Here is a 12,651-nt window from a genome sequence, read left to right on the forward strand (position 1 = left end):
CGGTTCAGGCCGCCTTCGCGCGCTGCGCGCGGGCCAGCTGGTTCGATGCGGCGACCGAACCACGCTTCGGCAACGGCGCACCGGCCAGCCCCGCGATCCACGCGTCGGTCGGCATCACGGCCGCGAAATTCGACTGGAACACCACCGCGTACGCGCGGTGAATCTCCTCGGCGCTCGCCGCGCCCGCTTCGTTCTCGTAAGGCAGCGCGCCCGTCGCGTCGTCCAGGTACTCGACATTCAGCCCCGCGTGCGCCGCGTGATAGACCGTCGACGCATTGCAGTTGTGCGTCATGTAGCCGGCCACGGCGAGCGTGTCGATCCCGTGCGCCTCGAGCCACGCGGCGAGGTCGGTCCCGGCAAACGAGCTTGCCTGCTTCTTCTCGATCCGGTGCGCGTACGGCCGGCCGGCAACGACCGCGTGCAGCGCGACGCCGTCGGAGCCGGGCGCGAAGATCGGCGCGCCGGCCGGCGCGACGTGCTGGACGACGATCACGGGCACGCCGGCCGCATGCGCGGCATCGATCGCGCGGCCGATGTTCGCGAGCGACACGTCGAGCGGCGGATACTCGATCGGCAGATTGCCCGTCACGTATTCGTTCTGGACGTCGATCACGATCAGCGCACGGCGGGAAGCCGGAGGGGAAACGATCGGGGAAGCGGAATGCGGGACGGCGTTCGACATGACGGGCTCCTGGTCCGGGGGCGCGGCCCCGCCCCGGAACGGGACGGCCAGCGGCGCGATGCGATGCATTGTCGGTGCGCATCGTTCACGCAGATAGTGGCCCGATAGTCATTCTTCGATAGAATCGGGCCATCGCCATTCCGGAGCCCCCATGACCGCCGTCGCCTCGTCCACCCGGCCCGCCCCGCCCGTTCCGACCGTCGTTGCCGTGATCGCGTACGACGGCATCAGCCCGTTCCACCTGTCGGTGCCGTCGGTCGTGTTCGGCAAGGAACGCGACGCAGCCGCGTCGCCTGCGTTCGAGTTTCGCGTCTGCTCGGCCGAGCGTGGCCCGCTGTCGACGACGGGCGGCTTCACGATCACCGCACCATACGGGCTCGACGGGCTCGACGATGCGGACATCGTCATCGTGCCGGCATGGCGCGATCCGGACGAAGCGCCGCCCGACGTGCTGCTCGACGCCGTCCGCGCGGTCGCCGCACGTGGCGCGCAGCTCGTCGGGCTGTGCCTCGGCGCCTACGTGCTCGCCGCGGCCGGCCTGCTCGACGGCCGCCCGGCCACCACGCACTGGGCGTGGGCCGACGACTTCGCGCGACGCTTTCCGCGCGTGAAGCTCGATCCGGACGTGCTGTACGTGGACGACGGCAACCTGATGACGTCGGCCGGCACGGCAGCCGGGCTCGACTGCTGCCTGCACGTCGTCCGGCTGCGCTTCGGCTCCGACGCCGCGAACCAGATCGCGCGCCGCCTCGTGATCCCGCCGCACCGCCAGGGCGGGCAGGCGCAATACGTGCCGCAGCCGGTCGCCGCGCACCCGCGCGACGCACGGCTCGCGGGGCTGCTCGACTGGGTGCGCGCCCACCTCGACGCGGCGCACAGCGTCGATTCGCTCGCCGAACGCGTGCTGATGAGCCGGCGCACGTTCACACGCCACTTCCGCCAGGCGACCGGCACGACCGTCACCGCGTGGCTGCAGGCCGAGCGGCTCGCGCGCGCGCAGCATCTGCTGGAAACCACCGGACAATCGATCGACGCGATCGCGCAAGCGGCCGGCTACGGGTCGAGCGTGTCGCTGCGCCAGCATTTCGCGGGCACACTCGGCACGTCGCCGTCGGCCTATCGAAGGGAATTTCGCGGCGCCGGAGCCGGCGCCGAGGTCGTGCGGTAACGCGCGTGTCGGCCGGGCCTCGCAGCGGAACCGGCCGGCCGCTCAGCCGCCGTTGATCCAGCGTGCCGCGTAAAGCAGCAGCGCGACGAAGACGATCATCGCGGCCCACGCCCACACGGGCACCGTGCCGGAGCCGCGATGCGGGAGCGCGCTGGCGGCACGCCCGGTCAGCGCGCCGCCGAGGTGCGGCGGCAGCGCACGCTTGGTCGCGGCCACCAGCGACGCAGGCCGCAGGAACACGTGCTGGCGCCGTGGCGCGGCCGAGCGCGCGCGATTCGGCGCAAGACCGTGCTTCGCCTGCACGACCGCACAGAATTCACGGAAGAAATCGTCGGTCCATTCGCGCAGCGTATTTTCGATCTGCCGCCCCGGAAGCTCGGTGAGCGGACCGCTCGCCGTCGCCCAGACCACGTACTCGATGCGCGTGGCGTTCGCATCGTTATCCGGCATCAGGACGAGTTCGACCTGGCCGCGCAGCGCGCCGAGCCCGTCGGCCCGCGCCTTGAAGTTGAGCACGCGGCGCGGCTGCCCTTCCGCGTCGCCCTGCTCGGCGGCAGCATGCGCACGCACGTCGTAGCGGGCGCGCAGCGGGCCGAGCGGCACCGTGATCGTCAACGCAAACTCGCCATGCGCAAGCTTCACGAAGGATTCGCAATGCTCGAAGCTCGCGCGCAGCAACGCGAGATCCTCGAACGCCTCCCGCACGACAGGCGGGGCGAGCGGTATCCGTAATGTGTCGTTCAGTTCCATGACGCCTCCCCCGATGAACACGCGCCGCATCAGGACGTCTCGACGAGACTGTCGATCCGTGCAGCGTCGAAGGCCACGTAGTGCGCGAGCGCCAGCGCGGCCTCCTTCGGTTCCTCGTAACTCCATGCGGCGTTCTCGATCACGCCGTCTTCGGTCTGCAAGTCGAAGTGCACGGCCTCGCCCCTGAGCGGACAGGCCGACGTGACGCCTGATTTCACAAGCCGGCGCATGTTGACGTCGCCGCGCGGCAGGTAGTGGGTGTCCGGCAGGCCCGTTTCGCGCACGGTCAGCGCGCCGTGCGAATCGGCGTATGTGATGCCACGATGGATAACGCGAACGCGATGGCGGTTCGGCACGATTTCGAGACGAGGGTCGGCTGCGTCGGACATCGTTTCTCCTTGGGGCGGTCAGGCCAAGCCAGGCCAGGCTCAGGAAACGAAAAAGCCACGGCACGGGTGCCGTGGCTTTCATTATGGGCGAAACCGCAGCCGAATGCGCGACCCCGATCGGGGCCGCGCGCGGCGGGCTACTGCGCGCTCCACTGGAATGCGGTTTTCGCACCGCCCTTCGCGCCGACCGTGACGGCGCGGGATTCTTCGTTACCCTGATACGACGCATGCACCGTATAGCGGCCCGGCGGCACCTTCACGAGCATGTATGGCCCGCGCGCGTCGGTCTTCAGCACTTCGGTTCCCTTGCCGTCGACGATCCGCACATGGACGTCAGCCAGGAACTCGCCGCCCTTGCCGGTGAACCGCAGCGCCAGCGGCCAACTCGACTCGTTGTGCTGGAACGCCGTCGATTCGTCCTGTCCGACGCCGCCGGACACGAAAGTGACGTCGCCCTGCTGGCGCGCGGCGGGCAAGCCGTCCGACTGCGCGTACGCGCCGGTCGCCCCGGCTGCGAGGCCGGCGGCCAGCGCCGCGGCGACGGCAATTCGGGACACGTTGCGTAGATATTGCATGGCTCTCTCCTTGGGGTCGGAACACATACAGGGCGCTGCGCCACCCATTCGGAACGGCGGCGGCGCCCGCCGCGGCCGGCCTGGCCGGCCGTCGGCCGTGGCCGGTCAGCTCAGGTCGACCGGCACGAAGATCTGTGCATTATCGCGCTGGATCAGCAGAGCAAGACTGTTGCCCGCGCTCTTGACCGCGTCACGCAACTGCTCGGGGCTCGTGACCGGGCGGCCGTTGACCGCGAGGATCACGTCACCGGGCTGGATGCCCGCGTTGGCGGCCGGCCCGCCGGCCTGCTGCACGATCAGGCCGTGCGACAGGTTGTCGGCGCTGCGCTCCTGCGGCGACAGCGGACGCACCGCGACGCCCAGGCGCCCCTGCTCGACGGGGCCGCCGTCATTCGACGCGAGCTTCGCATCGGCCATCGCGCCGAGCGTCACGCTGATCGACTTCTTCGACTTGTCGCGCCAGATCTGCAGGTCGGCCTTCGAACCCGGCTTCAGGTTCGCGATCTGCGCGGGCAGCGACGTCGAATCGGCGACCGGCGAGCCGTTGACCGACAGGATGACGTCACCCGGCTGCAGGCCGGCCTTCGCGGCCGGGCCGTTCGGATCGACCGAGCTGACGAGCGCGCCGTCCGGCTTCTGCAGTCCGAACGAGCTCGCGAGCGTCTGGTTCAGCCCCTGCACGGCGACGCCGAGGCGGCCGCGGCTCACGTGGCCCGTCTTCACGAGTTCGTCCTTCACCTTGATCGCCTCGTTGATCGGGATCGCGAACGACAGGCCCTGGAAGCCGCCCGTCTGCGAGTAGATCATCGAGTTGATGCCGATCACCTCGCCTTGCAGGTTGAACAGCGGGCCGCCCGAGTTGCCGGGGTTCACCGGCACGTCGGTCTGGATGAACGGCGTGTAGTTCTCGTCGGGCAGCGCGCGCGACTTCGCGCTGATGATGCCCGACGTGACTGTGTTGTCGAAGCCGTACGGCGAACCGATCGCGACGACCCACTGGCCGACCTTGCTCTGCGCCGGGTCGCCGATCTTCACGGTCGGCAGGCCGCTCGCGTCGATCTTCAGCACCGCGACGTCGGACTGCTTGTCCGAGCCGACGACCTTCGCCTTGTATTCGCGCTTGTCGGTCAGCTTGACCGTGACGACGTTCGCGCCGTCGATCACGTGCGCATTGGTGAGGATGTACCCGTCGGAGCTGATGACGAACCCGGAACCGAGGCTCGCGCTCGGCTGGTCGTCCGGCTGCGCGTCGCCGCCCATGCCCGGCACCTGGCCGTAGAAATGCTTGAAGAACTGGTAGAACGGATCGCTCGGGTCGATCGGCAGTTGCGGCTGCGGTACGCGCCGCGACACCTGCTTCACGACGTGCTTCGCGCTGATGTTCACGACCGCCGGGCCGTAGGTCTCGACGAGCCCCGAGAAATCGGGGATGCCGGTCTTGGCGGCCGCTTCGGCCGGCATCAGCGCGGCTGCCTGCGCCGGCGTGATGATCTGCGGATCGGCGCGGCGCGTGCCGGCGACGTAGCCGGCGGACAGGGCGGCCGCCACGGCGACCGCGACGGCGCCGCGCGCAAGGAATCGGGTGTTCATCGTAGGACCTCCTCTTTGTTAGAACGCAGCGTAACGACCCTGACTTAAAGGAGGCTTAATCAGCCTTAAGCGGGGCTTAAGCGGCCGCCGGCGCCCGCCCGGCGGCGTTCTTCACACGGATTCGGACGGCTGCGGCGCCTCGGCCGGCATCTCGGCATCGCGGAACACGACGCTCACGAGCAGGCCGCCCGCGGCCGCGTCGCCGAGCGACACCGTCGCGCCCTGCTGCGCCGCCACGCGTTTGACGATCGCGAGCCCGAGCCCGCTGCCCGACACGTCGGTGCGCGCCCGCGCGGAGCTGTCGCGGTAGAAGCGGTCGAACACGCGCTCACGCTCGTCGGCCGGAATGCCGGGCCCGCTGTCGCCGATCTGCACGCATGCGCGACCGGCCGCGTCGCGGGTCAGCGACACGTCGATGCGGCCGCCGTCCGGCGTGTACTTCACCGCGTTGTCGAGCAGGTTGCCGAACATCACGCGCAGCGCGCCGACGTCCGCGACGACGCTCGCCGCGCGCGTCTCCTCGAAACCGAGATCGATGTCGCGCCGCTGCGCGAGCGGCGCCAGCGCGGCCACGCATTCGGCGAGCAGCGCCTGCAGGTCGACCGGCTCGCGCATCGTCGCGCCATCCGGTTCGGCGCGTGCGAGCGCGAGCAGTTGCTCCGTGAGGCGCGTCGCACGCGACACGCCGTCCTGGAGATCCGCGACCGCCTCGCGGCGCGATGCGTCGTCCTTCGCGCGGGCGACGAGCTGCGCCTGGATCTGCACGGCCGCGAGCGGCGTGCGCAGTTCGTGCGCGGCGTCGGCCACGAAGGCCTTCTGCGTGTCGAGTGCAGCCGACAGCCTCGCGAGCAGCCCGTTCAGCGCCCGTACGAGCGGCTGCACCTCGAGCGGCAGGCGCGCATCGGGGAGCGGATCGAGCGCTTCCGGCCGGCGCGCCTCGACCGCGCGCGTCACGCGACCGAGCGGTGCGAGCCCGCGCCCGACGATCACCCACACGGCCGCGCCGAGGAACGGCAGCAGCACGATCAGCGGCCACAGCGTGCGCAGCGCGACGTTCGCCGCGAGCCGGTTACGCACCGACAGCGGCTGCGCGAGCTGCACGACGTTGTCGCCGACGATCGCGCCGTACACGCGCCATTCGCCGCGATCGGTGCGCTCGGTCGAGAAGCCGAGCTCCGCGCGCGGCGCGATCGGCGCACGCGGATGCGAGAAGTACATCAGCACGCCGTTGCGGTTCCATATCTGGATCACGATGCCTTCGTCGCCGTTGGTGCGCGAACCGAACACCTGCGAGAACGGCTCGGACGGCAAGGCCGCTGCGATTTCCTGCAACTGGTAGTCGAACAGTTCGTTCGCCTCGGCGAGCGCCTGCCGGTAGATGAGCCAGCCCGCGATGCCCACGCCAGCGACGACGATCGCGAGCAGCCAGATCAGCAATTGATGACGAATCGACCTCACGCGTCAGCTTTCCTTGACGACCATGTAGCCGAGCCCGCGCACGTTGCGGATCAGGTCCGAGCCGAGCTTCTTGCGCAGCGCGTGGATGTAGACCTCGACCGTGTTGCTGCCGATCTCCTCGCCCCAGCCGTACATCTTCTCCTCGAGCTGGCTCTTCGACAGCACCGCGCCGGGCCGTGCGAGCAGCGCCTCGAGCAGCGCGAACTCGCGCGCGGACAACGCGACGGGCACGCCGTCGAGCGTTACCTGGTGCGAAGCGGGATCGAGCGTCAGCGCGCCATGGCGGATCAGCGATTCGCTGCGCCCGGCCTGGCGGCGGATCAGCGCGCGCATCCGCGCGCCCAGCTCATCGAGGTCGAACGGCTTGACGAGGTAGTCGTCGGCGCCCGCGTCGAGCCCCTTCACGCGATCGGCCACCGCGTCGCGCGCGGTGACGATCAGCACCGGCAGCGCCAGCCCGCGTGCGCGCAGCGTGCGCAGCACGTCGATGCCGTCGCGCTTCGGCAGGCCGAGATCGAGCAGCAGCAGGTCGTACGCCTCGCCGCCGAGCGCCGTCAGGGCGGCGTCGCCGTCCTGAACCCAGTCGACCGCAAAGCCGTCCGAGCGCAGCGCCTTGCGCACGCCTTCGGCAATCATTCGATCATCTTCGACAAGCAGAATCCGCATCGGGACAGGCATCCATGGGGCAAGTCAAACACGCCGACCATTGTAGCGCCGCGAATCGCATGCGCGGCACCGTGCAATGCAACAGAAAGGCGGATTGCAAGGAGGCTGTCCGGACTTGTCTCTACAATGTGCGCTTTGGCGCCGCGCGCGCCCTGCCCGAACGTCGTGCTTCTCCCGTATTCGCTCATGCCGATTTCCGATCTTTCCACCCGGTTCGCCCCCCGCGCCTGCCTGCGGGCAGCCGCCATCGTCGCCACCTGCACGGCCCTCGCCTTCGCGCCTGCCGCGCAGGCCCGCAAGAAATCCCGCAAGGAAGCGCACAAGACGACCGTCGTGTCGCCCGCCGCACGCGCGGCCGGCCTGCCGGCGTCCGTGCTCGTCGCGCTGCAGCGCGCGAAGGTGCCGGCGTCGGCGATGAGCGTCGTCGTCGAGCGCGTCGGCGATCCGGAACCGCTGATCGCGTGGAATGCGAGCCGGCCGATGCTGCCCGCCTCGACGATGAAGCTCGTGACGACCTTCTCGGGCCTGTCGATCCTCGGCCCCGACTACCGCTGGCGCACGACCGCCTACACGGACGGCACGATCGATCCCGACGGCACGCTGCAGGGCAACCTGTACATCAAGGGCACCGGCGATCCGAAGCTCGTGCCCGAAGAGCTGATCGACCTCGTCGACAAGTTGCGCAAGGCCGGCGTCAAGCGCGTGACCGGCGGCCTGGTGCTCGACAAGAGCTACTTCGCGCCATCGACGCGCGATCTCCCTTCGTTCGACGACGACGCGAGCGCGCCGTACAACGTCGGCCCCGATCCGCTTCTGTACGCGTTCAAGGCCGTGTCGTTCACCGTCACGCCGGGCGACGACGGCAAGGTGGCCGTCGACGTGCTGCCGCCGCTCGCGGACCTGTCGATCGACAACCAGCTGGTCGAAGGCACCGGCTCGTGCAGCGCGGCCGCCGCGGCCGCGCGTCCGACGCTGACCGCCGGCAGCGGAATCATGACCGCCTCGTTCGCCGGCGACTACCCGCTGCGTTGCGGCGCGCACACGACCAACCTCGCGATCCTCGATCACACGACGTTCTTCGCGCGCGGCTTCCTCGCGCTGTGGCAGCAGGACGGCGGCACGATCGCGGGGCCGGTGAGCGAAGGCAAGGTGCCGGCCACCGCGCGGCCCCTCGCCGTGCATCACAGCCCGGTGCTCGGCAGCATCGTCTACGACATCAACAAGTTCAGCAACAACGTGATGGCGCGCAACCTGTTCCTGACGATCGGCGCGGTCAGCGGCAAGCCGCCCGCGACGCCCGAGCAGTCGAGCCGCGTGATCCAGGCGTTCCTGCAGAAGAACGGCATCGCGATGCCCGACCTCGTGCTCGAAAACGGCTCGGGACTGTCGCGCGAAGAGCATGTGAGCGCGCTGTCACTCGCCGCGCTGCTGCAGGCCGCGAACGCGAGCCCCGTCGCGCAGGCCTTCGTCGATTCGCTGCCGATCGCCGGCATCGACGGTACGATGAAGAACCGCCTCACCAACGCCGGCGTGCTCGGCAACGCGCACATCAAGACCGGCACGCTGCGCGACGTGCGTGCGATCGCCGGCTACGTCGCCGGTGCGGACGGCCAGAGCTACATCGTCGTGAGCTTCATCAACGACGATCACGCGGAAGGCGCGCGCGCCGCGCACGACTCGCTGCTCGAGTGGATCTACGCAGGCGCCCACTGACGTTTCCGCGCGCCGCGACACATGGCGGGCCTGCTGCCGGCGCGCGTCGGCTCGCCTCGGCATCGGGACGCACCCGCGCAACGGGTCGACCTGACGCGCCGCCGGGGCGACCTGCCCGTGCGCCTGCACACCGAACTAAGCCCTCCCCGGTTTGAAACGGTAGCCGCCTCCGGCGCGCGACGCACTGCGCACCACCCGCGCCCGCAAAACAGGGCCATACCGCCCGGCCCCGTGCCGCGCGGCTTCCGTAAAAACCCTGTCCTCAGAGGGAACCCTCTACGCTCCCCCCTCGCCTAGCGCGTGGCGATTGCGTAGGCTGTTGGCCTGACCGATATCTACAACGGGCCATACGCCCGGCCTCAAGGCTTGCAGGGGAAAGAAGGAGACACGCCCATGCGATTCGACGTCGAATTGCTTCTGCTCGCGCTGGCGCCCGTCTTCCTGCTCTGCATCGCGTGGGAGGCCTGGCACCTCGCCCGCACTCGTGCGCAGGACCCTGTCTATGCGTGGCGCGACACGCTGTGCAACGCGGCGCTCGCGCTGATGCACCAGGGCGCCGACAAGATCGCGTGGCTGTTCGTGATCCCCGTCTATGCGTACTGCTACCAGCACTATCGCCTGTTCACGTGGCACGACGGCTGGCTGTCGTTCGCGGTGCTGTTCGTCGCGCAGGATTTCCTCTACTACGTATTCCATCGTGCAAGCCATCGCGTGCGCTGGCTGTGGGCCGCGCACGTCGTGCACCACTCGTCCGAACGGATGAATTTCTCGACCGCGTTCCGCCAGAGCCTGATGTACCCGGTCGCGGGGATGTGGGTGTTCTGGCTGCCGCTCGCGTTCGCAGGCTTTCCGCCGCAACAGGTCGTCGGCATCGTGCTGATCAACCTCGCGTTCCAGTTCTTCGTGCATACGCAGGCGATCGGCAAGCTCGGCTGGCTCGAATACGTGCTGAACACGCCGTCGATCCACCGCGCACACCATGCGCGCAACCCGCGCTACATCGACCGCAATTACGCAGGCGTCCTTGTGATCTGGGATCGCCTGTTCGGCAGCTATGTCGAGGAAACGCTCGACGATCCGCCGCAGTACGGGATCGTCGAGCGGCTCGACTCGAACAACCCGCTCGTCGCGACGTTCCACGAGTGGGTATCGATGGCCGGCGACGCGTTGCGCGTCGCCGGCTGGCGCAACAAGCTGCGCGCGATTTTCGGCCCGCCCGAATGGGCGAGCGCTTATCATGCGCAGATTGCCGAGGCCGCGAACCCCGGTCCGCGCACCGTGCCGCTTGCGGCTGCGCGAGACCAATAAACCGTTTCAGCCAACGGCCGCCGCGCAGCCCGGAACCGAGCAGGCATGCGGCAGATGAGAAACACATCAGGCCATATCTACGAGGAGATCGAACGATGCAGACACAACAACACGCACCCGCCCGCACCCGTCGGCGCATGCTGCGCACCGCGCAAGTCGCGATCGCCGGCGCCGCGCTCGCGCTGCTCGCCGCATGCGGCGGCGGTGACGACAACAACAGCAGCAGCGCATCGAACACGCCGCCGTCGGGCGTAAAAATGCAGATCGTGTCGTTCGGCGACAGCCTGTCCGACGCGGGCACCTACTCGCAGATCAAGCTCGGCTTCGGTGGCGGCCGCTTCACGACCAACCCGGGCCAGGTGTGGACGCAGGACGTCGCGCAGTACTACGGCGACACGCTGCAGCCCGCGAACCAGGGCGGCTTCGGCATTCCGCTGCAGGCCACCGGCGGCCTCGGCTACGCACAGGGCGGCTCGCGCGTGACGCAACAGCCGGGCATCGGCCACGCGGACGCCAGCGTGCCGAACGCCGACTACGCGCAGGCGACCACGACGCCGATCGCCGACCAGGTCAAGCAATACCTGTCGCAGCACGGCAGCTTCAACGCCGGCCAGATCGTGCTGATCAACGGCGGCGCGAACGACATCTTCTACCAGGCGCAAGTCGCGCAGGCGCAAGGCAACACGCCGGCCGCCCAGCTCGCGGCAGCGCAGGCGATCGGCCTGGCCGCGCAGCAGCTCGGCGGGATCGTCCAGCAGATCGTCGCGGCTGGCGCAACGCACGTGTTCGTCGCGAACGTGCCGGACATCGGCGGCACGCCGCTCGCGCTGCAGGGCGGCACGCAAGCCGCGTTCACGCAACTGTCGGGGCTGTTCAACCAGACGCTCGTCGGCACGCTCGCCGCGCTGAAGGTCGACACGACGAAGTACGCGGTGGTCGATTCGTTCACGTGGCAGGACGGCATCGCGGCCAACTACCAGGCGAACGGCTTCAGTGTGTCGAACACCGACACCGCCTGCAACCTGAAGGCGATGGTCCAGGCCGCCACGCAGTACGGCGTCGCGAACGCAACGGCATTCGGCTCGTCGCTGTTCTGCTCGCCGCAGACCTACACGGTCGCGAACGCGGACCAGACCTACATGTTCGCCGACACGGTCCACCCGACGACGCACCTGCATGCGCTGTTCGCGCAGTACGTCGAACAGCAGATCGCAAAGTCCGGCGTCGGCAAGTAAGCAGCCGGCCACACGCCCAAACGAAAACGCCCGACCGGATTGCCGGTCGGGCGTTTTTTCATTCCAGCGCCGGGATGGGCGTCAATCGCGCGCTTCGAACGCGGCCGCCGCGCGGCCGAGGCGATCGTTGACCGCGATCCATTCGACGGTCTCGGGCAGCTTCTCGACGAGAATCCGCGCAACCTGCGCGCGGTCGAGCGCACGCAGCATCCCGTACAGGTCGCGCGCATACGCCTGCGGATCTTCCGGCGCCGCGACGAAATGCACGCCGTCGGCCTGCGCCCAGCGTCCCGCGCGCGACGCGCGTGCGACGAGCGCGACACGCTCGCCGTCGGTCTGCGCGGCCGCGAGCAGCGGCTCGAGCGCGTCGAACGGCAGCAGCGCGAGCGGCGTGCGCGGCGCGTAATGCGCTTTCAGCGTACCCGACGCGCGCGGCGCGGTCGCGTCGCTGCCGTCCGGCAGCCGCGGGGCGCGACCGAGCACGTCGGCGATCTGCTGCGGCGTCACGTGGCCCGGACGCAGCAGCGCCGGAAAGCCGCGCGACAGGTCGAGAATCGTCGATTCGATGCCGACTTCCGATGCGCCGCCGTCAAGCACGTGCACGGTGTCGCCGAATTCGTCGCGTACGTGCTGCGCGGTGGTCGGGCTCACATGGCCGAACCGGTTCGCGGACGGTGCGGCCACGCCGCCATGCCCGCCGCGCCGCGCGCTGAACGCGGCCAGCAGCGCCTGCGCGACCGGATGCGACGGGCAGCGCAGCCCGACCGAATCCTGGCCGCCGCTCACGGCGTCCGGAATGCGCGCATGACGCTTCAGGATCAGCGTCAGCGGGCCCGGCCAGAACGCATCGATCAACGCCTGCGCGTCGGCCGGCAGATCGTCGGCCCAGTAACCGGGATCGCCGCCCGGCGGCAGGTGCACGATCACCGGATGATTCGCGGGGCGCCCCTTCGCCGCGTAGATGCGCGCGACGGCCTCGGGATTCGCCGCGTCACCGCCAAGCCCGTAGACGGTTTCGGTCGGAAAGGCGACGAGCTGGCCCGCATCGAGCAGCGCGGCGGCCGCGTCGATCTGCGCGGCCGTCACCGAGTTCGGGAGATCGATGGACATCGGCCGG

General features: G+C 69.5%; 13 protein-coding genes. 4 read left to right on the plus strand and 9 right to left on the minus strand.

All coding sequences use genetic code 11. The features are described 5' to 3' along the window. Positions 1-4: 4 nt before the first annotated feature. Positions 5-682, minus strand: a complete 678-nt coding sequence (locus ACPTTC_RS15140; protein ID WP_423392949.1) for a cysteine hydrolase family protein — start codon at positions 680-682, stop codon at positions 5-7. A 151-nt stretch (positions 683-833) separates the two neighbouring features. Here ACPTTC_RS15140 and ACPTTC_RS15145 point away from each other — a divergent pair, with 151 nt between their 5' ends. Next, on the plus strand, positions 834-1,850 hold the full coding sequence (locus tag ACPTTC_RS15145; protein ID WP_226200799.1) for a helix-turn-helix domain-containing protein: 1,017 nt from the start codon (positions 834-836) through the stop codon (positions 1,848-1,850). Positions 1,851-1,892: 42 nt separating this feature from the next. Here ACPTTC_RS15145 and ACPTTC_RS15150 read toward each other — a convergent pair whose 3' ends face one another. The 7 genes from ACPTTC_RS15150 to ACPTTC_RS15180 form a co-directional block, all read right to left on the minus strand. Continuing rightward, the gene (locus tag ACPTTC_RS15150; protein WP_423392950.1) at positions 1,893-2,600 is read right to left on the minus strand and encodes a CoxG family protein; all 708 of its coding nucleotides are present in this window, start codon (positions 2,598-2,600) and stop codon (positions 1,893-1,895) included. Positions 2,601-2,629: 29 nt separating this feature from the next. Then, the gene (locus ACPTTC_RS15155) at positions 2,630-2,989 is read right to left on the minus strand and encodes a DUF427 domain-containing protein (RefSeq protein WP_175956505.1); all 360 of its coding nucleotides are present in this window, start codon (positions 2,987-2,989) and stop codon (positions 2,630-2,632) included. A gap of 137 nt (positions 2,990-3,126) precedes the next feature. Next, the gene (locus ACPTTC_RS15160; protein ID WP_423392951.1) at positions 3,127-3,564 is read right to left on the minus strand and encodes a carboxypeptidase-like regulatory domain-containing protein; all 438 of its coding nucleotides are present in this window, start codon (positions 3,562-3,564) and stop codon (positions 3,127-3,129) included. Positions 3,565-3,669: 105 nt separating this feature from the next. Next, positions 3,670-5,154, minus strand: coding sequence for a DegQ family serine endoprotease (locus tag ACPTTC_RS15165; protein WP_175956501.1), 1,485 nt, complete (start codon positions 5,152-5,154; stop codon positions 3,670-3,672). Positions 5,155-5,265: 111 nt separating this feature from the next. Beyond that, positions 5,266-6,612: an ATP-binding protein gene (locus ACPTTC_RS15170; protein WP_175956499.1), complete on the minus strand. Its 1,347-nt coding sequence runs from the start codon at positions 6,610-6,612 to the stop codon at positions 5,266-5,268. Positions 6,613-6,615: 3 nt separating this feature from the next. Then, positions 6,616-7,278: a response regulator gene (locus tag ACPTTC_RS15175; protein ID WP_175956497.1), complete on the minus strand. Its 663-nt coding sequence runs from the start codon at positions 7,276-7,278 to the stop codon at positions 6,616-6,618. Further along, positions 7,245-7,466 carry a hypothetical protein gene (locus tag ACPTTC_RS15180; RefSeq protein ID WP_226200803.1) on the minus strand — a complete coding sequence of 74 codons (222 nt, stop codon included), beginning with the start codon at positions 7,464-7,466 and terminating at the stop codon, positions 7,245-7,247. Before ACPTTC_RS15180 ends, ACPTTC_RS15175 begins: the two co-directional genes overlap by 34 nt. On the opposite strand from ACPTTC_RS15180, the gene dacB reads away from it, so the two are divergent. The 3 genes from dacB to ACPTTC_RS15195 all read left to right on the plus strand — a co-directional run bounded on the left by dacB (position 7,465) and on the right by ACPTTC_RS15195 (position 11,534). After that, positions 7,465-8,991, plus strand: coding sequence for a D-alanyl-D-alanine carboxypeptidase/D-alanyl-D-alanine endopeptidase (dacB, locus tag ACPTTC_RS15185; RefSeq protein ID WP_423392952.1), 1,527 nt, complete (start codon positions 7,465-7,467; stop codon positions 8,989-8,991). The two genes, ACPTTC_RS15180 and dacB, sit on opposite strands and share 2 nt — an antisense overlap. Before the next feature lie 393 nt (positions 8,992-9,384). Next, entirely contained in the window at positions 9,385-10,299 is a 915-nt protein-coding gene (locus tag ACPTTC_RS15190; RefSeq protein WP_423392953.1) for a sterol desaturase family protein, read from the plus strand. Between the two features lie 95 nt (positions 10,300-10,394). Beyond that, positions 10,395-11,534, plus strand: coding sequence for an SGNH/GDSL hydrolase family protein (locus ACPTTC_RS15195; protein ID WP_423392954.1), 1,140 nt, complete (start codon positions 10,395-10,397; stop codon positions 11,532-11,534). Positions 11,535-11,615: 81 nt separating this feature from the next. Here the strand turns inward: ACPTTC_RS15195 and ACPTTC_RS15200 are convergent, their stop codons facing one another. Beyond that, positions 11,616-12,644: an L-threonylcarbamoyladenylate synthase gene (locus ACPTTC_RS15200; RefSeq protein WP_011353063.1), complete on the minus strand. Its 1,029-nt coding sequence runs from the start codon at positions 12,642-12,644 to the stop codon at positions 11,616-11,618. Positions 12,645-12,651: the final 7 nt, after the last annotated feature.

The sequence above is a fragment of the Burkholderia mycopellens genome, from assembly GCF_964265025.1.
Taxonomy (GTDB): Bacteria; Pseudomonadota; Gammaproteobacteria; order Burkholderiales; family Burkholderiaceae; genus Burkholderia.